19 protein-coding genes are annotated in these 26,829 nt (G+C 70.9%); 10 read left to right on the top strand and 9 right to left on the bottom strand.

The genetic code is table 11. The annotated features are described in order from the left end of the window. Nucleotides 1–309: 309 nt before the first annotated feature. Both ACQPYE_RS16095 and ACQPYE_RS16090 read left to right on the top strand, forming a co-directional pair. On the top strand, nucleotides 310–2,553 hold the full coding sequence (locus ACQPYE_RS16095) for a rhamnogalacturonan lyase family protein (protein WP_498722088.1): 2,244 nt from the start codon (nucleotides 310–312) through the stop codon (nucleotides 2,551–2,553). A gap of 210 nt (nucleotides 2,554–2,763) precedes the next feature. Further along, nucleotides 2,764–4,530 (top strand): ABC transporter ATP-binding protein, encoded by a 1,767-nt coding sequence (locus tag ACQPYE_RS16090; RefSeq protein ID WP_498722087.1) that lies wholly within the window; start codon nucleotides 2,764–2,766, stop codon nucleotides 4,528–4,530. Nucleotides 4,531–4,583: 53 nt separating this feature from the next. On the opposite strand, the gene ACQPYE_RS16085 is transcribed toward ACQPYE_RS16090, so the two are convergent. From ACQPYE_RS16085 to ACQPYE_RS16070, 4 genes are all read right to left on the bottom strand, one after another. Then, nucleotides 4,584–5,861, bottom strand: a complete 1,278-nt coding sequence (locus ACQPYE_RS16085; protein ID WP_498722085.1) for an RICIN domain-containing protein — start codon at nucleotides 5,859–5,861, stop codon at nucleotides 4,584–4,586. Between the two features lie 36 nt (nucleotides 5,862–5,897). Then, on the bottom strand, nucleotides 5,898–7,091 hold the full coding sequence (locus ACQPYE_RS16080; protein WP_498722084.1) for a rhamnogalacturonan acetylesterase: 1,194 nt from the start codon (nucleotides 7,089–7,091) through the stop codon (nucleotides 5,898–5,900). A gap of 230 nt (nucleotides 7,092–7,321) precedes the next feature. After that, nucleotides 7,322–8,092: a rhamnogalacturonan acetylesterase gene (locus ACQPYE_RS16075; RefSeq protein WP_498722083.1), complete on the bottom strand. Its 771-nt coding sequence runs from the start codon at nucleotides 8,090–8,092 to the stop codon at nucleotides 7,322–7,324. Nucleotides 8,093–8,198: 106 nt separating this feature from the next. Then, on the bottom strand, nucleotides 8,199–8,816 hold the full coding sequence (locus ACQPYE_RS16070) for a DUF7711 family protein (protein ID WP_498722082.1): 618 nt from the start codon (nucleotides 8,814–8,816) through the stop codon (nucleotides 8,199–8,201). Between the two features lie 114 nt (nucleotides 8,817–8,930). On the opposite strand from ACQPYE_RS16070, the gene ACQPYE_RS16065 reads away from it, so the two are divergent. Continuing rightward, nucleotides 8,931–9,947 (top strand): LacI family DNA-binding transcriptional regulator, encoded by a 1,017-nt coding sequence (locus ACQPYE_RS16065; RefSeq protein WP_236594954.1) that lies wholly within the window; start codon nucleotides 8,931–8,933, stop codon nucleotides 9,945–9,947. 6 nt (nucleotides 9,948–9,953) lie between these two features. On the opposite strand, the gene ACQPYE_RS16060 is transcribed toward ACQPYE_RS16065, so the two are convergent. Next, nucleotides 9,954–12,353: a glycoside hydrolase family 9 protein gene (locus tag ACQPYE_RS16060; protein ID WP_498722080.1), complete on the bottom strand. Its 2,400-nt coding sequence runs from the start codon at nucleotides 12,351–12,353 to the stop codon at nucleotides 9,954–9,956. A gap of 610 nt (nucleotides 12,354–12,963) precedes the next feature. Between ACQPYE_RS16060 and ACQPYE_RS16055 the strand changes: the two genes are divergently transcribed. The 5 genes from ACQPYE_RS16055 to ACQPYE_RS16035 all read left to right on the top strand — a co-directional run bounded on the left by ACQPYE_RS16055 (nucleotide 12,964) and on the right by ACQPYE_RS16035 (nucleotide 20,344). Next, on the top strand, nucleotides 12,964–14,331 hold the full coding sequence (locus tag ACQPYE_RS16055; RefSeq protein ID WP_498722078.1) for a glycoside hydrolase family 10 protein: 1,368 nt from the start codon (nucleotides 12,964–12,966) through the stop codon (nucleotides 14,329–14,331). Nucleotides 14,332–14,415: 84 nt separating this feature from the next. Then, nucleotides 14,416–15,702 carry a cellulose binding domain-containing protein gene (locus tag ACQPYE_RS16050; protein ID WP_498722077.1) on the top strand — a complete coding sequence of 429 codons (1,287 nt, stop codon included), beginning with the start codon at nucleotides 14,416–14,418 and terminating at the stop codon, nucleotides 15,700–15,702. Nucleotides 15,703–16,149: 447 nt separating this feature from the next. Beyond that, nucleotides 16,150–17,556, top strand: coding sequence for a glycoside hydrolase family 10 protein (locus ACQPYE_RS16045; protein WP_498722075.1), 1,407 nt, complete (start codon nucleotides 16,150–16,152; stop codon nucleotides 17,554–17,556). Between the two features lie 6 nt (nucleotides 17,557–17,562). Next, nucleotides 17,563–18,921, top strand: coding sequence for an extracellular catalytic domain type 1 short-chain-length polyhydroxyalkanoate depolymerase (locus tag ACQPYE_RS16040; protein ID WP_498722074.1), 1,359 nt, complete (start codon nucleotides 17,563–17,565; stop codon nucleotides 18,919–18,921). 25 nt (nucleotides 18,922–18,946) lie between these two features. Beyond that, nucleotides 18,947–20,344, top strand: a complete 1,398-nt coding sequence (locus tag ACQPYE_RS16035; RefSeq protein ID WP_498722073.1) for a glycoside hydrolase family 10 protein — start codon at nucleotides 18,947–18,949, stop codon at nucleotides 20,342–20,344. 27 nt (nucleotides 20,345–20,371) lie between these two features. Here ACQPYE_RS16035 and ACQPYE_RS16030 read toward each other — a convergent pair whose 3' ends face one another. The 3 genes from ACQPYE_RS16030 to ACQPYE_RS16020 form a co-directional block, all read right to left on the bottom strand. Further along, nucleotides 20,372–20,863: a nucleotidyltransferase domain-containing protein gene (locus tag ACQPYE_RS16030; RefSeq protein WP_498722072.1), complete on the bottom strand. Its 492-nt coding sequence runs from the start codon at nucleotides 20,861–20,863 to the stop codon at nucleotides 20,372–20,374. Between the two features lie 64 nt (nucleotides 20,864–20,927). After that, nucleotides 20,928–21,545 carry a hypothetical protein gene (locus ACQPYE_RS16025; RefSeq protein ID WP_498722071.1) on the bottom strand — a complete coding sequence of 206 codons (618 nt, stop codon included), beginning with the start codon at nucleotides 21,543–21,545 and terminating at the stop codon, nucleotides 20,928–20,930. 114 nt (nucleotides 21,546–21,659) lie between these two features. Beyond that, entirely contained in the window at nucleotides 21,660–23,003 is a 1,344-nt protein-coding gene (locus ACQPYE_RS16020) for a cytochrome P450 (protein ID WP_498722070.1), read from the bottom strand. A 379-nt stretch (nucleotides 23,004–23,382) separates the two neighbouring features. On the opposite strand from ACQPYE_RS16020, the gene ACQPYE_RS16015 reads away from it, so the two are divergent. Next, nucleotides 23,383–24,627, top strand: a complete 1,245-nt coding sequence (locus ACQPYE_RS16015; RefSeq protein ID WP_498722069.1) for a cytochrome P450 family protein — start codon at nucleotides 23,383–23,385, stop codon at nucleotides 24,625–24,627. A 160-nt stretch (nucleotides 24,628–24,787) separates the two neighbouring features. Here the strand turns inward: ACQPYE_RS16015 and ACQPYE_RS16010 are convergent, their stop codons facing one another. Further along, on the bottom strand, nucleotides 24,788–25,999 hold the full coding sequence (locus tag ACQPYE_RS16010; protein ID WP_498722068.1) for an MFS transporter: 1,212 nt from the start codon (nucleotides 25,997–25,999) through the stop codon (nucleotides 24,788–24,790). Nucleotides 26,000–26,194: 195 nt separating this feature from the next. Here ACQPYE_RS16010 and ACQPYE_RS16005 point away from each other — a divergent pair, with 195 nt between their 5' ends. Next, the gene (locus ACQPYE_RS16005; RefSeq protein ID WP_498722067.1) at nucleotides 26,195–26,740 is read left to right on the top strand and encodes a winged helix-turn-helix transcriptional regulator; all 546 of its coding nucleotides are present in this window, start codon (nucleotides 26,195–26,197) and stop codon (nucleotides 26,738–26,740) included. The last annotated feature ends 89 nt before the right edge of the window (nucleotides 26,741–26,829 follow it).

Raw genomic sequence — 26,829 nt, 5'->3', positions numbered from 1 at the left:
CTCGGTGGTGCTTCGAAAATTTTTCGGCCAGACCGTTGACACCGGGACGGTGCCGTTCGTACGGTCGGATCCACTGCCCCGGTGTCGGAAGATCTTGAGCAAGAACGACATCCGGCGGCAGCCAAGGCAGCAGGGCAAGTGCGTCGACTGCGAGGACCGCCATCTGGATAGCGCTTTCCAGAGGTTCTGCCGCGGTAAAATTGAATCGTTTCACCGCTGATGACGGCCTCATCGCCTGCTTTCGTCCGACAGGATTCACCGGATCGTTTCTGGGAGCGCTCCCAGGACCTTTGAGCGAATGGAGCAACGGTGCTCTCGAACTCGCGGGTGCGCATGGTCGCCGCCGCGGCGGCGATCAGCGCACTGACCGGCGGCCTCGCAGTGGCGGGAGTGGCATCCGCCGCTCCCGGCTGCGAGGTCGACTACGCGGTGCAGAACAAGTGGCAGGGCGGGTTCACCGCCAACGTGACCATCACCAACCTGGGCGATCCGGTGGACGGGTGGCGACTCGCCTGGGCGTTCCCCGGCTCGGAGCGCTTCGGCCAGGGGTGGGGCGCGACGTTCGCGGCCTCCGGCGCGAGCGTGACGGCCTCCAATGTGGATTACAACCGGCAGATCGGCACCGGCGGCACGGCGTCGTTCGGCTTCAACGGCACGATGACCGGCAGCGACGTCGGCACGCCGTCGACCTTCACCCTCAACGGCACGGTCTGCACGGGCGGTGTCGACCCCACGTCGACCACCACGACGTCGACCACCACAAGCACCACAACCACGACTACTACAACGGCCACGACCGATCCCGGGTCGGAGCCGGGTGATCCGACGGGTCGCAAGCAGGTGGAGCGGTTGGACCGCGGTGTGGTCAGCGTCCGTTCGGGGTCGGGCAACCTGGTGAGCTGGCGTCTGCTGGCCGGTGACCCGCAGAACGTGGCGTTCAACGTGTACCGGGGCGGGACCAGGCTGAACTCCTCCCCCGTCACCGCGTCCACCAACTACCTGGACGGTGGTGCGGCGGCGGACGCCTCCTACACCGTGCGGGCCGTGGTGAACGGGACCGAGCAGGCGGCCTCGCCGGCGTCGCTCGGGTTCGGCTCCGGCTACCGGGACGTGCCGATCCAGCCGCCGGGCTCCGACTACGTCGCGAACGACGCCAGCGTGGGCGATCTGGACGGTGACGGCGACTACGAGTTCGTGCTGAAGTGGGATCCCACCAACGCGAAGGACAACTCGCAGTCGGGCGTGACGGGCAACGTCTTCATCGACGCCTACACGTTGCAGGGCACCCGGTTGTGGCGTATCGACCTGGGTCGCAACATCCGGGCGGGTGCGCACTACACCCAGTTCCAGGTCTACGACTACGACGGCGACGGCAGGGCCGAGGTCGCGATGAAGACCGCCGACGGCACCCGTGACGGTCGCGGCACGGTGATCGGCAACGCCTCCGCCGACCACCGCAACTCCGGCGGCTACGTCCTGACCGGGCCGGAGTTCCTGACCATGTTCAACGGCCAGACCGGCGCGGCCATGTCCACGGTGAACTACGACCCGCCGCGCGGCACCGTCTCCTCCTGGGGCGACAGCTACGGCAACCGCGTCGACCGGTTCCTCGCGGGCACCGCCTACCTCGACGGGGCCCGGCCCAGCCTGATCATGGCGCGCGGCTACTACACGCGCGCGGTGATCGCGGCCTGGGACTTCCGCAACGGCACGCTCACCAAGCGCTGGACGTTCGACTCCAACGCCTCCGGCAACTCCGGCTACGCGGGTCAGGGCAACCACTCGCTCACCATCGGCGACGTCGACCAGGACGGCCGGGACGAGATCGTCTACGGCGCGGCCACCATCGACGACAACGGCCGCGGCCTGTGGAACGCCCGGTTCGGCCACGGCGACGCCGCCCACCTGGGCGACCTCGACCCGTCCCGACCGGGCCTGGAGTACTACAAGGTCTCGGAGAACGGCAACCAGCCCGCGACGTGGTTCGCCGACGCCCGCACCGGCCAGGTGCTGTGGCAGACCGCGCCGGCCGGCGACAACGGCCGCGGCGTGTCCGCCGACATCTACGCCGGCAGCCCCGGCGCGGAGTCCTGGTCCTCCGCCGACACGCAGATCCGCAACACCCGCGGCACCGGGATCGCCCGCAAGCCGTCATCGGCCAACTTCCTGGCCTGGTGGGACGGCGACCCGAGCCGCGAACTGCTCGACGGCACCCACGTCGACAAGTACGGCACCGGCGGCGACACCCGCCTGCTGTCCGCGGCGGGCGTGCACTCCAACAACGGCACCAAGTCCACCCCGTCGCTGAGCGGCGACATCCTGGGCGACTGGCGAGAGGAAGTCGTCTGGCCGACCAGCGACAACCGCGCGTTGCGCATCTACTCCACCCCGAACCAGACCGACCGGCGCATCCCCACGCTGATGCACGACACCCAGTACCGGGTCGCCATCTCCTGGCAGAACACCGCCTACAACCAGCCACCACACCCGAGCTTCCACATCGGCGGCGGCATGACCACCCCGCCGTGGCCGGACGTGCACTACGCCGGCTGACACCCTCCTGGTGAAGCGCTCGCGTGTGCCCGAGCCGATGGGCTCGGGCACACGCGAGCACCCACGAGCCGCCGCCGTGCCCGGTCACCGATGTCACCCCGACCGGCCTTGACAGTGCCCGCATCACTCCAGAGAATCGAGGAAAGCGCTTTCCAGTGGCCGTCGGGTCGCCGGTGGCGCCCGGTTCCCGCCGATGAAGGAGCACTCCCGGTGACCTCGTCCGACACCCCGCGAGGACACCGCGACCCGGGTGACGGCGCCCTGCGCGCGCTCGGCCGCCTGTTCCGCCCCCACCGGCGACGCCTGGGCGGCGCGCTGGCCGTCTTCGTCGTGAAGCACAGCCCGGTCTGGCTGCTCCCCCTGGTCACGGCCACCATCGTCGACACCGTGGTGCTGCACGTGCCGCTGGACGGGATGTGGGTCGCCACCGGTCTGATCATGCTGATCCTGGTCGTCAACTACCCGCTGCACCTGCTCTACGTCCGCCTGCTGCACGGGAGCGTGCGCCGGGCGGGCACCGAGCTGCGGTCGGCCCTGTGCACCCGGTTGCAGGAGCTGTCCATCGGCTACCACAACCGGACCAGCGCGGGCGTGCTCCAGGCGAAGGTCGTCCGCGACGTCGAGACCGTCGAGCAGATGGCGCAGCAGACCACCGACACCGGGATGAGCGCGATCACCGTCCTGATCGGCGGCTTGACCATCGTCGGCGTCCGCGCGCCGCACTTCCTGCCCCTGCTGCTGGTGATCGTGCCGCTCGCGTCCCTGGTGGTGATGCGCCTGCGCACCAGCCTGCGCGACCACAACGAGGTCTTCCGCCACGACGTGGAACGCCTGGCCGCCCGCGTCAACGAGATGGCGCAGCTCATCCCGGTGACCCGCGCGCACGGCCTGGAGCGCCACGCCCTGCGGCGGATGGACGACACCCTGCGCGGCGTCCTGGCTTCCGGGCTGCGGCTGGACCTGCTCAACGGCCGGGTCGCCTCGCTGTCGTGGGTGTTCCTCAACATCCTCGGCGTGCTGTTCCTGACCGCCTCCGCGCTGGTCGCCTACCACGGCGCCTGGGGCGTCAGCGCGGGCGACGTCGTCATGCTCAGCGCCTTCCTGACCACCTCCACCACCTCCCTGGCCACCCTGATGACCCTGGCGCCGGTCATCTCCAAGGGACTGGAGTCCATCCGCTCCGCGAGCGAGGTGCTGCGCACCCCCGCCCTGGAGGACAACAGGGGCAAGGCGGTGGTCACCGAGGTCCGCGGGGCCGTGGACTTCCAGGCCGTCGGCCACACCTACGACGGGGCCGGCCGGTCGGCGGTGCGGGACTTCACCCTCTCCGTCACGCCGGGCGAGACCATCGCGCTGGTCGGCCCTTCGGGCGCGGGCAAGTCCACGGTGCTCAACCTGCTCATCGGCTTCATCCGACCCCAGGCGGGCCGGATCCTCCTCGACGGCGCCGACATGGCGGAACTCGACCTGCGCACCTACCGGCGGTTCATCTCCGTGGTGCCGCAGGAGCCGATCCTGTTCGACGGCTCGGTCCGCGAGAACGTCGCCTTCGGCATGCCCGACGCCGACGAGGCCGCGATCAGGACGGCGCTGCGCGACGCCAACGCCCTGGAGTTCGTCGACCGCCTGCCCGACGGGCTCGACACCTCGGTGGCCGACCGCGGCGCCCACCTGTCCGGCGGCCAGCGGCAACGCCTGGTCATCGCCCGAGCCCTGCTGCGCGACCCCCGCCTGCTGATCCTCGACGAGGCCACCTCCGCCTTGGACACCCACTCCGAGGCCCTGGTCCAGCAGGCGTTGGCCAGGCTCGTGCGCGGTCGGACCACCTTCGTCGTCGCCCACCGCCTGTCCACCATCCAGGACGCCGACCGCATCGTCGTCATGCGGGACGGCGCGATCCAGGAGATCGGCTCCCACGACGAGCTGCTGCGCGGCGGAGGCGCCTACACCCGGCTGCACGCGGGCCGACCGGCCTGACGCCCACCCACCCGCGGCCGGGAACGCGCGAGGCGTCCCCGACCGCTCGGGGTTCAGCCGCGCAGGCGGGCGAAGCGCTGGTTGGGGCTGCCGCTGTAGGTGTACTGGGAGATCCGCGCGCCGTCGGCGGTCGACTTCTCCCACACGTCCAGGGCCAGGCCGGACTGCCGGTTGACCAGGCTGATCACGTCGCCGCCGTGGTCGACGACGCGCCACTGCTGGCTGGTGGCGCCGGTGTCGGGCTGCTGGGTGATGTCGGCCCCGTTGGCGTTGCCGGAGACCTGGAGGACCAGGCCGCTGTGCCCGGCCTTGACGCGGACGTGGCCGTCACCGGTGTCGACGAACTCGAACTGCTGGTTGGGCCGGCCGTTGGGCGCCCACTGGACGAGCTTGGCGCCGGCCGCGGTGGACGCCTCGCTGACGTCGGCCGCCTTGCCGCTGTGCTGCGCGACCAGGCTGTAGGCGGACGAGGCCGTGCGCAGGGAGGAGGCGAGACCGATGCTCTGTTCGCGCAGTGCCGCGGCGACGGTCTCCGCGATGCGGGCGGCGCCGGCGGCTTCGAAGTGGGTGTGGTCGTTGCAGAAGAACGCGCCGACCGCGCCCTGACCGTAGTCGCCGTTGTTGGGGCACAGGCGCAGCGAGTTGTACAGCGCGATGCTGCGCTGGTGCAGGTCGATCACCGGCACCTGGTCGGCCTGCGCCTGGGCCACCGTCTCGTTCACGAAGCCGCGGGTGGCCACGGCCGTCGAACCGGAACACCGGATCGCCGACACCGGCGTCACGTAGATCGGCTTCACACCACGCGCCTTCGCCTCACGGCCCATCGTGCCCAACAACTCGCGGTAGCGCGCGGTGCCGACGTGACGCGGGCAGTTGGGGTCCCCGTCGTTGATGCCGAACTGGACGATCAGCCAGTCACCGGCCTGCATCCCGTTGGTCGACAGCATGTCCGCCCAGCGCGAGGCGTAGGTGCGGGGGCTCACCACGCACTCCCCCGCCGAATCCTTGGTGCTCTTCACGTTCGACTCGTAGAGCCAGGTCTGGATGCTCCGACCACCCACCGCGTTGTTGACCACGGTGACGTCGTCGTTGAACAGCCGGTCGAACTCCCGTCCCCAGCCCACCGGGCACGCGCTGCCGCCGTTGGCCATCGTCGAGTCACCCGCCAACCACACCTTGAACGGCGCGACGGCGGCGCCCGCGCCGGCGGCCTGCGGCGCGACGCACGGCGCGGGCGCCGGTGCGGCCTGCGCCGGCGCCACCACCGCCGCCATCGCGGCGAAGACAGCCGCCGCGACCGCCGTGAACCTGTTCCGCGAAGAAGTCCTCATCGATCCTCCATGTCGTTCTCGGCAAAGGTCACGACGTCAACGGACCTGGGTCGACCGGATGACGCCCAGCCGGACCGCCTCGTCCAGCAGCAGGTTCGCCATGGCGGTCGCGCCGTAGTCGGAGAAGTGGGTGTTGTCGCCCTTCTCCCGGGTCAGGAAGAGCTGCTCGGACGCCGGGACGCCGAGCTGCCGGACCAGGGCGGCGGACAGCGCGGTCAGGTCGACCAGCGGTGTGCCCTGCGCCCGTGCGACGGCCTTCATCTCCTCGGGCAGGTTCGCGCCGACCTCGTTGACGTGCCAGGCGGTGCCGGTGAGGCGGCCGGCCGAGTCGAACAACCGGCGGACCGGTGGCGTCACCAGCACCGGCGCACCACCCGCGGCGCGCACGTCGCGCACCATGCGGGTGAGGTTGTCGCGGAAGGCGGCAGCCGAGGTCCGCTTGTCGTTGTGACCCACCTGGATCATCACCGTGTCACCCGCACGCGTCTGCGACCGCACCGCCGGGAACAACGCGGCGTTGGACAGCACCGAACCGGAACTCTCGCCCGAGTCCGCGTAGTTCGCCACCGACAGGCCCTCACGCAGGCGGGCGGGCAGCTGCTGGCCCCAGCCGGTGTAGGGGGCGGTCGGCTGATCGCACACCGTCGAGTCGCCGACCAGGAACAGTGCCGCCGGCCTGACCTGCTTGACGGTGACCGCCACGACCGCGGGCGAGCGCCCGTCGAAGACCAGCGTCAACCCCGGCGTGCCCGTGCCGCCCTGGCCCGTCGGCTGCCCTTCGGGGTTGCGCACGTTGACGGTGAGCACCCGGTCGGCGAACTGGCCCACGCCGGTGTCGACGGCGGCGAGCACCCGGCGGCGGGCCTCGGCGGTGACGCCGGTGTTGGCCGCGCGCGAAGAGCTGCCCAACCGCACCGTCACGTCGTAGTGCCCGGGGGCGACGTCGTAGTGGCAGGTGACCGGGCCGGCGCCGGTGCAGCCGGCCGGCACGAGGTCGCCAGGGACGGCGCCGAGCCGGACGAGCTGCCACTGCTGGTCCGCGCCCGAGTTCACGTCGTACCGGGAAACCCGCGCACCCTCCGCCGTCGACCCCACCTGCATCGCCTTGCCACTGTGCCGAGCCACCACCACGTACGTGGCCGTGGTGTCGACGGCCGCGGCCTGGGCGGACGGCGCGGTCGGCGCGAGCGCCGCGACCGCGCCGGTCACGAGCACCAGTGCCGAACGCATGACCGCACCGCATGACGACGATGTCATGTGCGTGCCTTTCGCCTGGAGTCGACGCGGCGGCCTGGCCGCCAGGTCGAGAGGACTTTTCCGGCGAAATAGTTGCGTTGATCTCGAACTACCGTCAACGGTCGCATCTCGTATGGGAACGACCGTCGAACGCATTCGAGAGGGTGCGCATCGACAGGCTCCGGCGGGTCGCGGCGGTCGGGCCGCTCAGCCGCGGGCGGTCCTCAGTACGGCGGGGTCGTCGGCCAGACGATCGCGCCGGCGGGGACGGGGGCGGTCAACTGGCGGAAGGCGGTGGCCGGCAGGACGCCCTGGTCGCGCAGCGAGGAGGCGACGAGGCGGGCGACCTCGATCGCGCCGGACGCCTGGAAGTGCGTGTCGTCCTGGACGCCGTCGGGGTGGCCGGGGTGCTGCCCGGCCGCCAGGTGCAGGAAGTGCTCCTTCGTGCCCTCGACGCTGGCGCGGTTCCACAGCGCCGTGCTGGACGCGGTCAGGTCGACCAGCGGCACGCGCTCGGCGACCGCGAGCTCGCGCATCGCCGCCGGATAAGCGCCGTGCGTCGGGGAGATCACCCCCGCGCCGGTGAAGCGGCGGCGTTCCACGGACGTGACGAGAACCGGGACGGCCCCCTTGGCGCGGCTCTCGTCGACGTAGTGGGAGAGGTACGACTTGTAGGTCGTGGACGGCTCGGTGCGGCGGGCCGGGTCCTCGATCTTCTCGTCGTTGTGCCCGAACGAGATGAGCAGGTGGTCGCCCGGCTCGATCCGGGCCAGGACGTGGTCGAGCCGGCCGAGGTCGACGAAGCTCTTGGAGGAGGCGCCCGCCTTGGCCACGTTCACCACCACCGCGTCCGAGGTCAGGAACAGCGGCAACGCCTGGCCCCATCCGGCCTGGGGAGCCAGTGAGGACACGTAGGTGGACGCGGTCGAATCTCCCGCGATGTAGACGCGGACGGGCGTGACGAGCCGTCGCCGCGTCGGGTTTGCCAGGGACATGCGCGGAATTCTCCCCTGGGCGTGGCCGGGTGCGTGTCAGGACCGGCGGGGTCGACCGACGCGCACCGCGAGACGCGCGCCGGTCGTTCTTCGCAGGCCGATCGGCTCATCGGGGTGGAACCGCGCGGCTGTCGTCGTCCACGGCGTCCAGCAGGTCGAGGTAGCCGTCGCTGACGCGCCACAGCGCGTCCGAGACCGCGGTGAGCTTGCCCGGCGCCCACCGCTTCTCCTCGTACGCGCGGGTGTGGCGGCGCAGCGCCCGCAAGCTCACCCCCAGCTCGGCGCGCAGCCGTGCGCGGAACTCGTCCTCGCCGGGAGCGGGCAGCCTCACGTCCTCGCCGCGTCCTTCCGCCAGGGCCGCGAGCGACTCCCGCGCCGGCCCGTCCGCCGCGTCCCAGACCAGGGCCGGCCGCTCGACGTGGTGGTTCCAGACCGGCGCGTGCGCGGAGCGCCACAACGCCCTGATGGGGTTGCGCGACACCCTCGTCGCGTTGGCCCAGTGCTCGGCGCCGTGCGGCTCGCCCAACCACGGCACGTCCTCGACCGGGAGGTCGACCACCACGGCGACGGTCACCCGTTCGACGTCGCGCGGCTCACCGAGGACCTCACCCGCGGCCCACAGCTGCACCACCCGCAACGGGCTGAACGACTTCGGCAGGCCCGCCACCTCCTCGCACTTGACCGCCAACTCCTCGACATGCCGCACCGCCGTGGTCCACTTCACGTCCCCATCATCGCCCACGCCCGGTCGGCGCGTGAACCGTCCTAAGTGGTCGGCTGTGGGCGCGGCGGGCGGTGATGACCGGTCGCCGGGGCCGCTTCGCGTAGGCTGCCGTTCGTGGCTGTGGATGGGCGCGCGGGCGGTGAGGTGCGGGTTTCCCGGATCGCGGACCTGGCCGGGGTGTCCGCCTCGACCGTGTCGAAGGTGATCCACGGGCGACCCGGGGTGTCCGACGGGACGCGCAGGCGCATCGAGGAGTTGATCCGCGAGCACGGCTTCCAGAAGAACGAGAAGACCGAGGCGGTCCCGATCGTCGAGGTGGTCTTCCAGTCCTTGGACAGCCTGTGGGCGCTGGAGATCATCCGCGGGGTCGAGGAGGCGGTCCGCCCGGACGGCCTGGCGGTGACGCTGACCGAGATGCAGGGCGGCCACACCCCGGAGAGCGCGTGGGCGCGGCAGATGCTGGCCCGCCGGCCGGTCGGCGTCATCGCGGTCTCCGCCGAGTTCAGCGAGGCGCAACTGGCCCAACTGGGCAGCCGCGCCATCCCGCTGGTCGCGCTGGACCCCACCGGCGAGCCGACCCACTCGATCCCGTCGGTGGGCGCGACGAACTGGAACGGCGGCCTGGTCGCCACCCGTCACCTGATCGGGCTGGGCCACCGCCGCATCGCCATGGTCAACGGCCCGTCGGAGTTCCTGTGCTGCCGCGCCCGACTGGACGGCTACCGCGCGGCCCTCGACGCGGCCGGGGTGCCGCAGGACCGCAAGCTCGTGCGGACCGCGCCCCTCTACCACGACGGTGGCCGTGACGCGGCGCGCGAGTTGCTGCGGCTGCCCACCCCGCCCACCGCCGTCTTCGCCGCCAACGACCTGCAAGCCCTGGGCGTGTACGACGCCGCGCGCGAGGCGGGCCTGCGCGTGCCGCACGACCTGAGCGTGGTCGGCTTCGACGACCTGGCGTTCACCCAGTGGTCCGATCCGCCGCTGACCACCGTGCGGCAGCCCTTGCGGCGGATGGGCGCGGAGGCCGCCGGGATGCTGCTGACCCTGGCGGCGGGCGGTGAGCCGGACAACGACCGCGTCGAGTTGCCGACGAAGCTCGTCGTCCGGGGCAGCACCGCGCCGCCGCCGTGACGCCGGTCAGCCCGTGCAGGTGTACCCCGAGGGCAGCGCGGCGCCGCCGTTGGGGCGTGCCGCCTGGAACCCGAACTCGGCCGTCGCCCCGGGCGCCAGCGAGCGGGGGGCCCGCGCGGTCACGGTCTGGCCGCTGGTCGTCACCGCCGCGTTCCACGACCCGATGACCGAGTCGCCGGACGGCAGGGTGAACGTCACCGCCCACGTGATCGCGGACGTCCCGGTGTTGGTCACCCGCACCGGTTGCACGACGTAGCCGGTGCCCCACTGGCTCTGGGTCGTGGCCGCGACCGTGCAGCCGGCGCCGCCGCCCGGCACGGTGACCGGGACCGCCGACGACGCGGCGGACGTGTTGCCCGCCGCGTCCCGCGCCCGCACCTGGTACCGGTAGGAGCCCCCGGCCAGGCCGCTGTCGGTGTGGGACGTGCCCGGCGCCGTGGCGACCCGCGTGAACGTGCCGGACGTGCCGGTGGCGCGCAGGACGTCGTAGCCGGTCACGCCGACGTCGTCGGTCGACGCGCCCCACGACAGCGACACCGAGCCGCCCGAGGCCGAGGCGGTCAGGCCGGACGGCGTGCTGGGCGCGGTCGTGTCCGCGGGCGAGCCGGGCCCCGCCTTCTCCGCCGCCCACGCCGACAGCCACGCCAGCGCGGCGTTCCAGTTCAACGCCACCTCGTTGACCGACCAGGCGTTGATGTCGTCCAGGTAGCACTTCTGGGGCTTGCAGCCCGCCAGCTGCTGCTGCGCCACCGGGTCCTGGAGGTCGGTGTTGGGACCGCCCGCCAGCAACCCGGCCGGCGGGATCGGCAGCGACTGGTCCAGCTGGTTGGCCCAGAACCGGTGGTGGGAGTTGCGGGTGGCGCGCTCGCCGTAGCCGGTCACGTAGGAGTGGTTGAACGGGTTGCGCCCGAACAGGTAGTCCAGCGTCTGGTACACGCCCGCCCGGTACTTGGCCTGGCCGGTGAAGTCGTGCGCCAGCGCCAGCACGTTCGCCGCGTTGGCGACCACGCCGTTGGAACCCCAGTAGTAGCCGCTCGCCGGCGCCGGGTAGCCCTGGGCCGACGCCTGGTCGAGCAACCGGTCGCCGTAGGAGGCGAACGCCGCGCGGGTGGCCGACACGTCCGAGGCCGACAGGCCGTTGGGCACCAGCGCCAACGTCGTGTCGCCCAGGCCCGAGGTCCACCACCAGTCGAACCCGCCCTGGTCGAACCCCCTGCCCCGGAAGAGGGACGACCCGGTCACGTCGGCCCGGTAGTCACCGCCGCCGGTGGTGGTGAACAGCTCGGCGGCGGCCCAGAAGAACTCGTCGGTAACGGTGTTGTCGACGTACGTGCCGCCACCGTTGCCGTCGTTCGGATCGGCGTAGCGCGTCGGGTTGGCCTTGGCCGCGGTGTAGGCGCGCTGGGCGGCGGTCAGGGCGCGGGCGGCGAACTCCGCGTCGATGCCGCGCCACACCCGTGCGGCCTGCGCGGCCACGGCGGCGAGGTTGAGCGTGGCGGCGGTCGTGACGGCCGACAGCAGGCGTGGCTGGGGGTCCTGGTCCGGGCGCATCGGCAGGGCGGTCCAGTTCTCGTCGCTGACCTTGTGCCGCACCATGCCCGCGTCGGTCCGCCCCGGCGGCACCTGCATCTTCATCAGGAACTCGACGCCCCACCGCGCCTCGTCGAGGATGTCGGGCACGCCGTTGCCGCGCTCGGGGATGGCGAGCTTCCCGTCGCCCAGCGCCGCCCGGTCGGCGCCGGTCACGTGCAGGGTGCGCTCGTACTCGTTGATCAGCTGCCAGGCGGCGATCCCGGTGTCCACGCCGTACTTGCCGTGGTCGCCGGCGTCGTACCAGCCACCCCGAACGTCGGACGTGTAGCCGCACGACACCCGGCACGGCACCCCGCTGTCGCCCCTGTTCGGCGCGACGTCGAGGTGCCCGGCGGGCCGTGCGTACCGCGCGCCGACGTGCTCGGCCTGGATCGGCGTGCCGCTGCGCTGGTGGTAGAAGAACGCCAGGGAGTCGTACCGCAGGCGCTTGAGCGGGTCGGCCGAGATGTCGAACGGGTTGCTGCTCGCCCCCGCCACCGACAGCACGTAACCCGTGCCCGGCGTGTCGAACGACGAGAAGTCGACGATGTGCACGCTGTCGCCCGACAACGGGTCCGCGCCGCGCACGCTGGTCTGGCCCGAGGCCACGGTCGCCCCGGAAGCGTCGCGCAGCGCCCATGCCGCGGGCGAGCCCGAGCCGTTGACCACCGTGGCCTGCTTCGGCAGGCCGGGCACGTAGGCCACCTGGTTGACCTTGACCGCGGGACCGGCGTCGGGAGCCGCCAGCGCGGCGGACGGCGTCAGGGTGGCCGCGGCGAGTGCCAGGGCCGCCGCCAACGCCACCTCGCGACGAAGTCGATGATGAGTGCGCACGGACAGATCCTCCTTGGACCATGCCGCCACCCTGGCCGAAACGTTCTCGATCCAGAACGACAGTGTTGCGGACCGGGAGCGCTCCCAGAAGAGCGCCTTCGGCTTGCATGGTGAACCACCAGGAGTGTTTTGGTCAACGTTCTCACTACAGAGAGAAATTTTCGTACGGCTACTGCGTCGGCCGAGACCCCGCCGACAGCGTCGGCGACTACCGCCTCGGCTCACCCGAACCGTCCGAAGCATCGAAATTTGCGAATATAGTTTCGAATATTTGCGAAATAACACCCCGTCAACGCCCTGTTCGACACCGTGCGGCCCCAACCGGGAACACCCGGCGCAAACGGCGGTTCACCTGGGATTTCGGCAGCGCTCGAAGATCACGCTTAACCGGTTCGTCGGCGTTCATGGATGTAAACCTGCCCGTGAGGCCGAGCTCAGACAAGCCTTGATCGGCCAAACAGTTTCGGTTAATACTGCTTAACGTTTCGATCCGAACGGTGTGCGGCTACGCGTGCTCCCCGGCCACGCACCGAGCGGACCACCAACCGCCGCCCGAATCCGATCCGCCCTCCACCCGCGTGTCGCGGGTGCTCCCCAGAAAGCCCCGAACATGACGCTGACAGCGAAGTCAGTCGCACGGGTAGCGCTCGTGTCGACCCTGGTAGCCGCCGCTGCGGGCGCCACCCTCCTGGTGGCCTCGCCCGCGAGCGGCGCCGCCTCGACCCTCGCCGCCGCCGCCCAGCAGAGCGGTCGGTACTTCGGTACCGCCGTCGCGGCCAACAAGCTCGGTGACTCCACCTACGTCGGGATCCTCAACCGTGAGTTCGACATGGTCACGGCCGAGAACGAGATGAAGATGGACGCCACCGAACCCAACCAGAACCAGTTCAGCTACGGCAACGCCGACCGCATCGTCAACCAGGCCCGCGGCCAGGGCAAACGCGTCCGCGGCCACGCCCTCGCCTGGCACTCCCAGCAACCCGGCTGGATGCAGAACATGTCCGGCACCTCCCTGCGCAACGCCATGCTCAACCACGTCACCCAGGTCGCCACCTACTACCGCGGCAAGATCTACGCCTGGGACGTCGTCAACGAGGCCTACGCCGACGGCTCCGGCGGCGGACGACGCGACTCCAACCTCCAACGCACCGGCAACGACTGGATCGAAGCCGCCTTCCGCGCCGCCCGCGCCGCCGACCCCGCCGCCAAACTCTGCTACAACGACTACAACACCGACAACTGGTCCCACGCCAAGACCCAGGGCGTCTACCGCATGGTCCAGGACTTCAAGTCCCGCGGCGTCCCCATCGACTGCGTCGGCTTCCAAGCCCACTTCAACAGCGGCAACCCCGTCCCCTCCAACTACCACACCACCCTGCAGAACTTCGCCGCCCTCGGCGTCGACGTCCAGATCACCGAACTCGACATCGAAGGCTCCGGCACCACCCAAGCCCAGCAATACCAAGGCGTCGTCCAAGCCTGCCTCGCCGTCACCCGCTGCACCGGCATCACCGTCTGGGGCATCCGCGACACCGACTCCTGGCGCGCCTCCGGCACCCCCCTGCTCTTCGACGGCTCCGGCAACAAGAAGGCCGCCTACACCTCCACGCTGAACGCCCTCAACGCCGCGGACCCCACGGGGCCGACCACGACGACGACCACGGACCCGACCGGGCCCACCACCACGACCACGACCACGTCGCAGAACCCGGGCGGCTGCACCGCGACCTACTCCGAAGGCCAGAAGTGGAGTGACCGCTTCAACGGTCAGGTCACGGTCTCCGGCAGCAGCAACTGGATCGTCACGGTCACCGTCACCTCGCCCCAGCGGATCATCGCGACCTGGAACACCACCGCCACCTGGGAGAGCGCCAACGTCATGACCGCGCGTCCCAACGGCAGCGGCAACTCCTTCGGCTTCACCATCCAGCACGGCGGCAACTGGAGCTGGCCCAGCCTCTCCTGCCGCGTCGGCTGAACCGGTGCGGGAGGGCTCGTCACGGGCCCTCCCGCACCCCCTCGCGCACCGCCGAGCCGCCGCCGCAGTGGAAGGAGCAATGCCATGCCCAGGAACGATTCCCGCGCGACGCGGTCAGCCGCGCTGGTGGCCGCCGTGGCGCTCGTCGCGACGAGCGGCGCCCTGATCGGCACGCAGGCCGCGTCGGCCGCCGCCGGTTGCCGGGTCGACTACTCGGTCGCCTCCCAGTGGCCGGGCGGGTTCAACGCCACCGTGGCCGTGACGAACCTCGGCGATCCCGTGAACGGGTGGCGGCTGTCGTGGACGTTCCCCGGTGACGAGCGGATCACGCAGTCCTGGAACGGGACGCACACCCAGTCGGGCGCACAGGTCACCGCCGCGAACGCGGCGTGGAACGGCGGCCTCGCCACCGGCGCGACGGTGTCGTTCGGCTTCAACGCCACGTCCGGCTCCCGCCCGACGTCCCCGGCGGTGTTCACCCTCAACGGCACCGCGTGCACCGGCTCGACCACGACGACCAGCACCACCACGACAACGAGCACCACCACCACGACCACCACGACCACCACTACGACGACGACGCCCCAGCCGACCCGCCCCATGATCGAGAACAACTTCTCCGTCACCCGGGAAGGCGCCTACGGCGACAACCGCTTCACCGTGTTCCGCCCGTCGAACCCCCAGGCGGTCGAGCGCCCGCTGCCCGTGCTGGCGTTCGGGAACGGCGCGTGCGCGCACACGAACAACAGCGAGGTCACGCGCATCCTGACGTTCGTCGCGTCGAAGGGCTTCGTCGTGGTGGACACCGGCTCGGTGGACGGCTCGCCGAACGGCGTGCCCAGCGGGTCGCCCATCCCCTCCCTGCTGACGGACGCCATCACGTGGGCCGAGCGGGAGCAGGACCGCTCCGGAGCGGTCCTGCACCGGCGCCTCGACCTGACCAAGGTGGCCACGGCCGGTCACTCGTGCGGTGGCCTGGAGGCCATGGTCGCCGGCCAGGACCGCCGCGTGTCCGGTGTCGTCTCGCTCAACAGCGGGTTCTTCGCCGACGGCTCCTTCGGCTACCCGCGCTCGGAAGTCGGCAAGCTGCACACGCCGGCCCTGTTCATGGACGGCGGCTCCTCCGACGTCGCCTACGCCAACAACCAGGCCACCTACGACCTGGCGGGCGTCCCCGCCGTGCTGGCCCGGCACCCGCAGGCCGGGCACACCGGGTTCATCACCGGCAGCCAGCTGACCGACGGCATGACGACGGTGGTGCAGTTCCTCGACATGGTGCTCAACGGCAACGAGACCGCGCGCGCCTACGTCCTCAGCCCGTCCGGGTTGGCCGCGAAGGCTCCCTGGGTGGTGGCGAAGAAGAACTTCTGATCCCCGCACGAGGGGTGGCGGCCGGCACCGGCGCGCGTGGTCCGACGCGCGCCGGTGTCGGCCGTTCGGCGTGCCCGGACCACCCGATCCTGCGGACAGCTCGACCGCGTTTGCTAAAGATGTTAGCGCTAACTTCAGCAACATCAACTCTGCCTCGAATGCAACTAAACGCCCAGAACGCATCTCAGGAGGCAATTGGGAGCGCTCCCTGATTTCACTACGCCAAACAGCGCAATATCCCGGGTAATTCCACAACGCTCTCTTGTGAGCGTGAACATTCGACTGTCAGACTCCTGCTCGGCACCTTCCCGACCGGGGCTCCACCCCGTTCCACCGCTGCGGGGTGCGCCACGCGAACGCCCGTTCCGGCCCGACCTCGCCGGGTGTCGTCCGATCGTCCTGCCCACCACCCGGGCACACCCGGGTGACCTCCCGAAAGGGTGGAGCATGAACCTGACAGCGAAGTCAGCGCCCCGAGCCGCGCTCGTGATGACCGCCGTGGCGGCCTCGCTCGGCGCGACGTTGATCATGGCTTCCTCGGCGAGCGCGGCCACCACGCTGGGAGCCGCCGCCGCGCAGACGGGCCGGTACTACGGCACCGCCGTGGCGGCGGGCAAGCTCGGCGACTCGACCTACACGACCATCCTGAACCGCGAGTTCAGCATGGTCACGGCCGAGAACGAGATGAAGTGGGACGCCACCGAGCCCAACCGCGGCCAGTTCAACTACACCAACGGCGACCGCATCCTCAACCAGGCGCTCAACAACGGCAAGCGGGTGCGCGGCCACGCCCTGCTGTGGTACCAGCAGCAGCCGGGCTGGGCGCAGAACCTCAGCGGCTCCGACCTGCGCAGCGCCATGATGAACCACGTCACCCAGGTCGCCACCCACTACCGGGGCAAGATCCACTCCTGGGACGTCGTCAACGAGGCGTTCGCCGACGGCAACTCCGGCGGCCGGCGTGACTCCAACCTCCAGCGGACCGGCAACGACTGGATCGAGGCCGCCTTCCGTGCCGCCCGCGCCGCCGACCCCAACGCCAAGCTCTGCTACAACGACTACAACACCGACGGCATCAACGCCAAGAGCACCGGCATCTACAACATGGTGCGCGACTTCAAGGCCCGCGGCGTGCCCATCGACTGCGTGGGCATCCAGTCCCACCTGAGCAACTCCGCGCCATCGGACTACCAGGCCAACCTCCAGCGCTTCGCCGACCTGGGCGTCGACGTGCAGATCACCGAGCTGGACATCTCGGGCTCCACCCAGGCCACCGCCTACGGCGCCGTCACCAGGGCCTGCCTCGCCGTCACCCGGTGCACCGGCATCACCGTCTGGGGCATCCGCGACAGCGACTCCTGGCGCACCGGCCAGAACCCCCTGCTGTTCGACAGCAGCGGGAACAAGAAGGCCGCCTACACCTCCGTCCTCAACGCCCTCAACGAGGGTGGCACCACGGTCACCAACACGTCCACGACCACCACGACGAGCACCACGACAAGCACGACGACGAGCACCACGACCACGACGACCACGACGACCACGACGAGCGGGCCCCTCCCGATCAGCTGCACCGCGTCCGTGTCGCTGAACTCCTGGACCGGCGGTTTCGTGGCCACCGTCAAGGTCACCGCCGGGTCGATCGGCCTGCGCGGGTGGAGGGTCACCACCTCCCTGCCGTCCGGCACGACCGTCACCGGCTCCTGGAGCGCCAACCGCAGCGGCGACACCGGCACGGTGAACTGGAGCAACGTCGACTACAACGGCGCCATCGCGGCCGGGCAGTCCACGGAGTTCGGCTTCCAGGGCACCGGCAGCGGCACCGGGCTCAACCCGACCTGCGCGGGGAGCTGACCCGGGATGACGATCGTGAGGACCAGGATCGCCGCCGTGGTGGCGGCCGTGCTGCCGCTGATCGCCGCGCTCACGCTCGCGGTGGTCGCGCAACCGGCGAACGCGGCGTCGTTGACGCGGGTGACCGACTTCGGCGCCAACCCGACCGGGCTGAACATGTACGTCTACGCGCCCGATCGGTTGGCCACCCGGCCGGCCCTGTTGCTGATGGTGCACTACTGCGGCGGTTCGGCGAGCGCCGTGCACAACGGCAACGGCCGCGACTACGTCACCGCTGCGGACCGCTACGGGTACGTGATCGTCTACCCGGAGGCCACCCGTGAGGGCCGCTGCTTCGACGTGTCCACCGCGAACGCGTTGCGCCGCAACGGTGGCGGCGACTCGACGGGCATCATGGCGATGGTGTCCCACGCGCGGCAGCGCTACAACGCCGACCCGGCCCGGATCGTCGTGGCGGGCTTCTCCTCCGGCGCGATGATGACCAACGTGCTGGCCGCCCAGTACCCGGACGTGTTCAGCGCGGGCGCGGCGTACTCGGGCGTCCCGGCGGGGTGCTTCGCGACGACCAACGGGTCGCTGTGGAACAGCCAGTGCTCGGGCGGGAACCTCCTGAAGTCCCCGCAGCAGTGGGGCGACCAGGCGCGGGCCATGTACCCCGGCTACACCGGGCCGTACCCGCGGATGCAGTTCTGGCACGGCTCCACCGACACCACGCTCGCCTACCCGAACTTCGGCGAGGAACTGGACCAGTGGACCAACCTCCACGGGCTGAGCCGGACGCCGACGTCCACCGACTACCCGCAGTCGAGCTGGACGCGCACCCGCTACGGCAACGCCATCGAGGGCATCAGCATCCAGGGCACCGGCCACACCCTCCCGCAGAACGGGATGCTCGCGTACTCCATCGGCTTCCTCGGCCTGGACCGCCCGTCCACCACAACCACCACGACAACCACAACCACCACCACAACAACGACCACAACCACCACACCCACGAGCACGACCACCACGACGCCGGTCACCACGACCACGATCCCGGGCCCGACCGACTCGTGCCGGGTCACCGCGGTCGTCAACGCCTGGAGCAACGGCCTGACCGAGACCCTCACCATCACGAACAACACCAGCTTCGCGCTGAACGGCTGGCAGTTGGAGTTCACCCTCCCGAGTGGACAGGTCATCACCGGCGGCTGGAGCGCCGCCTACTCCCCCACCAGCGGGCAGGTGACCGCGCGCAACGCCGAGTACAACGCGCAGATCCCGGCGAACGGGTCGGTGTCGATCGGCTTCCAGGCCGGCCACACCGGCAACAGCGGCGCCGCCACCGCGTTCACGCTCAACAACACCCGGTGCCACACCGCGTGATGGACCGTTCCGAACAGGAGGTTCCGTGACCAGCAAGACGAAGAGGCTCGGGGCGGTGGCGGTGGCACTGGCGTCCGCCGCCGCGCTGACCCTCGTCCTGTCCCCGGCGGCGTCGGCCGCCTCACCCCTGCGCGACCTCGCCGCGGCCAAGGGCCGGTACTTCGGCAACGCCATGACCGCGGGCGACTTCAACAACTCGGCCTACCGCGCGTTGAGCGCACGGGAGGCGGGTGTGGTGACGCCCGGCAACGAGATGAAGTGGGACGCCACCGAACCCAATCGCGGCAGCTTCACGTTCGCCCGCGGCGACCAGGTGGTCGCCGGGGCGGTCGCGGCGAACCAGAAGGTGCGCGGCCACACGTTGGTCTGGCACAGCCAGACCCCGACGTGGGCGCAGAACCTCTCGGCGACCGACCTCCGCTCGGCGATGGTCAACCACGTCAACACCGTCATGGGCCACTACAAGGGCAAGCTGTTCGCCTGGGACGTGGTCAACGAGGCGTTCGCCGAGGACGGCACGCGGCGGCAGTCGTTCTGGCAGCAGAAGCTCGGTGACGGCTACATCGCGGAGGCGTTCCGCACCGCCCGCGCCGCCGACCCCGGAGCGAAGCTGTACTACAACGACTACAACACCGACGGCATCGGCGCGAAGAGCGACGGCGTCTACAACATGGTCAAGGCGTTCAAGCAGCAGGGCGTGCCCATCGACGGCGTCGGCTTCCAGGCGCACCTGATCGTCGGCCAGGTGCCGTCCACCCTGCGGCAGAACCTCCAGCGGTTCGCCGACCTGGGTGTCGACGTGGCGATCACCGAGCTGGACATCCGGATGAAGACCCCGGCCGACAGCGCCAAGCTCGCCCAGCAGGCTCGGGACTACACCCAGGTCGTCAACGCCTGCCTGGGCGTGGCCAGGTGCGTCGGCATCACGACGTGGGGGTTGAGCGACAACCACTCGTGGATCCCCGGCGTGTTCCCCGGCGAGGGCGCGGCGCTGCCGTTCGACGGCAACCTCCAGCCCAAGCCCGCCTACAACGCCATGAGCACGGCCTTCGGCAACCCGACCACCACCACAACCACCACAACGACTACCACCACTACGACCACGACCACCGATCCTCAGCCGACGGGCTGCACCGCCACCTACCGGATCACCGGCCAGTGGCAGGGCGGTTTCCAGGCCGAGGTCACGGTCAGCGCCGGCGCGGAGGCCGTCCGGGGGTGGGAGGTGTCCTGGACGTTCACCGACGGGCAGGCCATCAGCTCGTCGTGGAACGTGGCGCTGACCGCCCAGGGCGCGTCCGTGACCGCGAAGAACGTGTCCTACAACGGCGGCATCGCGGCCGGTGCCAGCACGACCTTCGGCTTCGTCGGCACCTCGACCAGCCGGAACTCGCCGCCGTCACCCACCTGCGGCGGTTCCTGACCCACCGGGAGTCCCCACCGACCGGGATCAGAAGTGCGTGGCGATCCCGAACGCCTCGCGGAGCCGTGCCATGTCGTGGCGGTCCCGGTCGGTGGGCTCGTAACCCTGGTGGAAGTAGACCTGCTGCTCGGCGGACAGGCAGGGCACGGCGCTGCGCTGGATCGTGCCGGTGACGAAGCAGGCCGCCGGGTAGGTGAACGGGCGCCCGGGTTCCGGGGAGGACTGCGTGGCGCTCCCGTCGGGGGCGAAGTCGAGGGGGTGCAGGTCGATCTCACGCCCCTTCGCGTCCGCGACGACGAAGCGCACGGGACGCCAGTCGAGCGTTTCGGCGAAGCCCGCCTCGACGAGGGCCGCGACGACCGCCTGCTCCTGCTCGCGGCGGTGCATGAGGTCCAGATCGCGGTGCGGGCGGGTCTGCCTGCCCAGCAACGCGTCGACACCCCAGCCGCCGCCGATCCAGACGTCGCCGCCTGCCCGCCGGAGCACGTCCAGGACCTCCAGCACGTCGTCGCCGGTCACGGCCGTCCTCCCCCTGCTGCGTCCGGACCGGAGAGCCTACCGGGCCGTCTCGCGACCGCGCGGGCTACTCCGGTCGGCGTGGCACGAGCCCGCGCCAGCGGTCCGGCAGCGGAGGCAGGACGACGTCCTCCTCGCGCAGGAAGTCCCTCCTCCACCGCTCGCGGCGGCGGGCGTACCGGTAACCCAGCACGGTGGCAACGAGGTGGCAGGCCAGGGCGGTCACCACGACCACCCGGGCGGGTGTCCCCGCCGACCAGACCAGGACCGTCGCCACCGCGGTGAGCAGGAGCAGTTCGCACAGCACCCGGACCACCACGGCCCACCGGGGCCACGGGGCGTCGGCTCGCAGCCGCACCAGGGTGTCCACCTCGTCCGCGCCGTGCTCGCGGATGCGCGCGACTTCTCCCCGGCGCCGGCGCGACTCCTGGAAGGCCTCGACGACCGCGTTCACGCCGGTGGCCGCCAACGCGACACCGGCCGCGGTGGTGAACCACGCGTCCGGTCCCACCGCCACCACCGCCACCGCGGCCGACAGGTCCGACACGCCGGCCGCCACCGACAGCCCCAGGTCGCGCCGGAGGTGCGCGCGTGGCAACACCCGGTGGCCGGTCACGGTCCCGACCGGACGCGCCGCCACCACGTTGACCACCTCGTCACGCGCCCGCCGAACCTCCTCGTCCACCGCGCCTCCCCCGCACTCATTCCGCGAGTACGCGGGTCCCCGTTCCGGTGAAGCGCCAAACGCCGCCGTGCCCTTCGACGTCACCTACCGGAGAGCACCACCCCGCCGTCGCCGTCACACCTCGGCGTGGGTTCGTGGCACGACCGTCATCGGCAGTTGGCTCGGCACCGGCACGTTGGTCACCAACTCCCGCACCGGTTTGCCGGGCACCGGCGCCAGGCGCACCCGGGCCAGCACGGTGGCGATCACCACGGTGATCTCGGTCAGCGCGAACGCGCTGCCGATGCACTGGTGCACGCCGGCGGCGAACGGGATGTAGGCGTGGCGCGGCACTTCGGCGGCGCGCTCGGGCAGCCAGCGGTCCGGGTCGAAGCGGTCCGGGTCGGGGAAGCTGCGGGGGTCGTGGTGCAGCGCGTGCGGGCTGACGATGAGCTCGGTGCCCGCGGCCAACTTGACGCCGCCGAGCTCCACGTCGGTGATGGGCCGCCGCATCAGCAACCACGGCCCGTAGAACCGGAGCACTTCGTTGATCACCCGACGGGTGTAGGTCAGGCGCGGGACGTCCTCGATCCCGGCCGGCTGGCCCCGCAGCACCTCGTCGACCTCGGCCAGCAGCTGGGACTCGATGTCCGGCCGCCGACCGATCTCGTGGAACGCCCAGGCCAGCGCGCGGGACGCCGTCTCGACCCCGGCCACGAACAGCGTGATCATCTCGTCGTGGACCTCTTCGTCGGTCATGCCCTTGCCGGTGTCCTCGTCACGCGCCGCCAACAGCATCGACAGCAGGTCGGAGTGCTCTTCGGGGTTGGCGCGGCGTTCGGTGACGACTTCGCGCACCGCCCGCCGGACGTGCGCGACCGCCCGGTCGAACCGGCGGTTGACCGGCAGGGGGAGCGCGCCGATCACGGCCGGGGACATCGCCCGCACCGTGCTGTGGGCGACGAGGATCCTGTTGCAGCGCAGGAACTCCCGCAGCGCCGGGGTGTCGAGGCTGTCGGAGAACAGGGCCTTGGCGACCACCGTGCCCGCGACGGCCTGCATGTCGTCGTCGATGGGGCGTGCCTCCCCGGCCCGCCACGAGTCCACCATCTCCGTGGCGGCCTCCGACATGCTCGTGACGTACCCGGCGAGCTCGCGCCGGTGGAACGCCGGCTGCATCAACCGCCGCTGCCGCCGGTGCTGCCGGCCGGTCGACGTGACGAGCCCGTTGCCCATGAACGGCCGGAGCTTGTCGAAGACCCGACCCCGCTCGTAGTTGCCCGCGTCGGCGACGAGCACCTGGTGCACCAGCGCCTTGTCGGTCAGCACGTACCCGGGCTGCGAACCGATGTGAACCTCGACGATGTCGCCGTAGCGGTGCAGCGACGAGGTGAACCTGGTCCGCTGTGACAGCAGTGGAATCGTGTGACCCAGCAGCGGCAGCCAACCCGGCGCCCTGGGTGCTTCGGCAGTTGCCATGACGAGATCTCCCCCGGTGAGGACTGCTCCGCCCGCCACGCCGGTCGCGATCGCCTCGGTGGCGGGAAATCCCTGTCCGCACGACGCCGTCGGACGTCCGGGTTCACCTTCCGGACCGCACCGCCTCGTGTCCCGCCTGAACTCCCTTTCCCACAAACGAGAAGACTAACCCAACGGAACGGACGACCGACAGGTCGGAGCCCGTGCGCCGGCCGTTGTCACTCGTTTGCCCACCGGCGCGGAGCCGTACCCCCGTGCCGTCTTTCCTCGACCGGATCCCTTGTTGTGGCTAGGCTTCCGGTGACGGGACCGGTGGCCCATCATGCCGGACGGCTCGGCGAAGTACCGGCCGGATCCTCTGAGACGGGAGCTAGTCAGCATGACGAGCCAAACGAGCCACCCGGTCATCGACACGACCGGGCGCGACATCCACGGTGAGTCCGAACGCCTGCGCGCCTTGGGCCGCGCGGTGCAGGTGGAGCTGCCCGGCCAGGTGATCGCGTGGTGGGTCACCGACCACGCGCTGATCAAGCAGCTGCTCACCGACCGGCGGGTGTCCCGCGACACCTACCAGCACTGGCCCGCCTGGGAGAACGGCGAGAGCGAGTTGGCCAGGACCTGGTCGCTCTCGATGTGGGTCGCCAAGCGCAACATGATCAGCGCGTACGGCGCGGAGCACGGCCGGCTGCGCAAGCTGGTCGCCAAGGCGTTCACCGCCCGTCGCACGCAGGCGATGCGCCCGCGCATCGAGGCGAGCACGGCGGAGCTGTTGGCGGGCCTCGGAGAAGTGCCCGCGGGAGAGGTGGTCGACCTGCGCGAGCGGTTCGCCTACCCGCTCCCCGTGCAGATGATCTCCGGGCTGCTCGGCGTGCCGGAGGAGATCCGCGGTCCGCTGCTGACCGCGGTGCACGAGGTCATGGACACCTCCGCCACGCCGGACCAGGTCATGGCCAACGCGCTGGAGGTGGACCGGCTGCTGCACGAGTTGGTCGCGGTCAAGCGCACCCGGCCCGGTGACGACGTCACCACCGGCCTGATCCAGGCGCAGAACGAGGACGGCGGCCAGATGAGCGAGGAGGAGCTGGTCGCCACCATCATGCTGATGTTCACCGCCGGCCACGAGACGACGGTCAACCTGTTCGACCAGAGCATCACCCTGCTGCTCACGCACCCCGCGCAGCGCGCCGCCGCGCTCGGCGGCTCGGTGCCGTGGGAGGACGTGATCGAGGAGTCGCTGCGCCTGGAGGCGCCGATCACGAACCTGCCGCTGCGCTACGCGGTGGAGGACATCGACCTCGGCGACGTGTTCATCCCGAAGGGCGACCCGATCGTCATCGCCTTCGCCGCCGGCGGGCGCGACCCGAAGGCGCACGGCGACACCGCCACCGAGTTCGACCCGACCCGGGCCACCCGCCGCGACCACCTCGCGTTCGGCCACGGCACGCACCACTGCCTGGGCGCGCCGCTCGCCCGGCTGGAAGCCGCCGTCGGCCTGCCCGCCCTGTTCACCAGGTTCCCGCGGATGCGGCTCGCGGTGCCGGCCGGGGAACTGCGCCCGTTGGGGTCGTTCATCTCCAACGGCCACGCGGCGTTGCCCGTGGTGCTGACGCCGAGCGGGGACTGAACGCCCCCGGCGTTTCGCACAGACCGGATCTGTCCTGTGTGGACAACCGCCGCCCTCCTGCCGCGCAGCGGACCCGTACCGCGCGAGGTGCCCCAGGTCATCGACCTGGGGCACCTCCGCACCGGGAGCGAGCTCGATCCACAGTGGCCGCGAGGCCGGATCAGGCCGCCGGCTCCGTCGCCTTCTCGATCACCGGCGGCTTGAGGTAGCTGGTGGCCCAGGCGAGCAGGATGCCCACCGCCGCGATGGCCGACGCGGTGATGATCGGGGCCGAGGGGCCGAACCCGCTGATCGCCACCCCGCCGGCGGCCGAGCCCGCCGCGATGCCGATGTTGACCGCGGACGCGGGCAGCGAGGACGCCACCCGGCCACCGGGTCCGGCCAGGCTCACCACGCGGAGCTGGAGCGACGGGGCCATGCTCATGGTGAGCACGCCCCAGAACAGCATCACGACCGCCACGAGGATGGGGTTCGAGCCGACGAGGTAGAGCACCAGCAGGGCGACGGCCGTGCCGGCGGTCCCGACGATCAACGTGCCCGAGGCGTTCTTGTCGGCGAACCGGCCGCCACCGAAGGAACCCACCGCGGTGGCCACGCCGTAGGCCAGCAGGAACGCGCTGATCAGTGCCCCGGTGATGCCCGTGACGTTCTGCAGGAACGGCACGATGTAGGTCAGGGCGGTGTACAACGACGTGAACACCACGACGTTCACGGTCAGCATGAAGAGCACCCGGGGCGCGAAGGCGTACTTGGCCTGGCCGGCGTCGGCCGGGGCGCCGGACCCGGAGCCCGCCACCGAGGGCACCAGCACCAACGTCGCGATGAGCGCGAGCACGCAGAGCACGATGATCCCGGTGAACGAGCCGCGCCAGCCGAACCCCTGGCTGGCCAGCGTGCCCAGCGGCACACCCAGCGCGGCCGACACCGTGACACCGGAGATGATCAGGGCGATCGCCCGGCCCACGCGCTCCGGCGGGACGATCGCCATGCCCGCCACGAACGCGACACCGATGAACAGGCCCTCGACCGCGCCGGCGACGAACCGCGCCGCGAGGAACAACACGTACCCGTCGGCCAGCACCAGGACCAGGTTGGCCACGATGAACACGGCGAGCGCGCCGATCAGCACGGTCCGCTTGTCGATCTTCATCGTCAGCATGGTCAGGACCGGGCCGCCGATGGCGATGCCCAGCGCGAAAGCGGTCACCAGCCCGCCGGCGGCGGACACGGAGACGCTGAGGTCGGCCGCGATCAGGTCCAGCACACCGACCACGAGCATCTCCGCACAGCCCATCACGAACACGCCGAAGAACAGCGTGACCAGGACCAGGGTTGTGCCACTCCGACCTGGTGCCGCTTGCTGGGTACTCATGGAGACCTTCCTTCGGGGGTTCCTGCGTGGTTCTCGTCGTCGCGGGGGCTTCGCCGCGACGTCGAGTCGGTGCGCGACACCACGTCGGGCAGGTTGCCCAGCGCCGTACCCGAGCCGCAAACTGCTCTTTTTCCGCAACCGGTTGCACACTAGGGCACAATGGCGGGTGCGAGCAAACGTGCGGAGGTGTGTGCGGTGCGGAAGGACACGCGGTCGAGCTGCCCGATCAGCCTGTCGCTGGAGATCTTCGGCGACCGCTGGACGCTGCTGGTCCTCCGGGACGTGATCTTCGCCGACGCCCGGCACTTCCGGGAGCTGCTCGCACTCCCGGAGCGGATCTCCTCGAACGTCCTCGCCGACCGGCTGGCCGCGCTCGTCGACCACGGGCTGCTCACCAAGTCCGACGACCCCTCGCACAAGCAGAAGGTCACCTACAGCCTGACCGAGCAGGCGATCCAGCTGGTGCCCGTCTTCGTCCAGCTCAACGTCTGGGGGATCCGCCACCTGGCGGTGACCGACGAGCACGCCGCCCGCGCGGAGGTGCTCGCCGCCGGCGGCGAGCCGGTGTGGGAAGCCTTCATGGACGAGCTCCGCGAAACCCACCTCGGGCCGCACGCCCGCCTGCGGCCGGCGCCGAGCGGTCCCACCGTCGCGGCCCGGATGCGCGCGGCCGTGCTCGACCGGGCGGCCGACACCTCGCCCAGCCGTCATGACCACGAGGACAAGCCGGTCCGGGCCTGAGGAGGGCGCGCCGACTCGAACCGGCTCCCCGCTCCCGGGCGCACGCGCTTCCGGGGTGTCGAAGTCCAAGCCAGGAATTCACCCGACCG

It is taken from the genome of Actinosynnema sp. CA-299493 (assembly GCF_050946825.1).
In the GTDB taxonomy this organism is placed as follows: Bacteria; Actinomycetota; Actinomycetes; order Mycobacteriales; family Pseudonocardiaceae; genus Actinosynnema.
Note: the sequence above shows the minus strand (reverse complement) of the source record. Positions and strands in the feature narration are given on the sequence as shown.

Excerpts from the sequence above, each read along its gene's own strand:
- ACQPYE_RS16085 (WP_498722085.1), bottom strand. The coding sequence starts at position 5,861 with ATGAGGACTTCTTCGCGGAACAGGTTCACGGCGGTCGCGGCGGCTGTC.
- ACQPYE_RS16080 (WP_498722084.1), bottom strand. The coding sequence starts at position 7,091 with ATGCGTTCGGCACTGGTGCTCGTGACCGGCGCGGTCGCGGCGCTCGCG.
- ACQPYE_RS16075 (WP_498722083.1), bottom strand. The coding sequence starts at position 8,092 with ATGTCCCTGGCAAACCCGACGCGGCGACGGCTCGTCACGCCCGTCCGC.
- ACQPYE_RS16055 (WP_498722078.1), top strand. The coding sequence starts at position 12,964 with ATGACGCTGACAGCGAAGTCAGTCGCACGGGTAGCGCTCGTGTCGACC.
- ACQPYE_RS16050 (WP_498722077.1), top strand. The coding sequence starts at position 14,416 with ATGCCCAGGAACGATTCCCGCGCGACGCGGTCAGCCGCGCTGGTGGCC.
- ACQPYE_RS16045 (WP_498722075.1), top strand. The coding sequence starts at position 16,150 with ATGAACCTGACAGCGAAGTCAGCGCCCCGAGCCGCGCTCGTGATGACC.
- ACQPYE_RS16040 (WP_498722074.1), top strand. The coding sequence starts at position 17,563 with ATGACGATCGTGAGGACCAGGATCGCCGCCGTGGTGGCGGCCGTGCTG.
- ACQPYE_RS16020 (WP_498722070.1), bottom strand. The coding sequence starts at position 23,003 with ATGGCAACTGCCGAAGCACCCAGGGCGCCGGGTTGGCTGCCGCTGCTG.
- ACQPYE_RS16015 (WP_498722069.1), top strand. The coding sequence starts at position 23,383 with ATGACGAGCCAAACGAGCCACCCGGTCATCGACACGACCGGGCGCGAC.
- ACQPYE_RS16010 (WP_498722068.1), bottom strand. The coding sequence starts at position 25,999 with ATGAGTACCCAGCAAGCGGCACCAGGTCGGAGTGGCACAACCCTGGTC.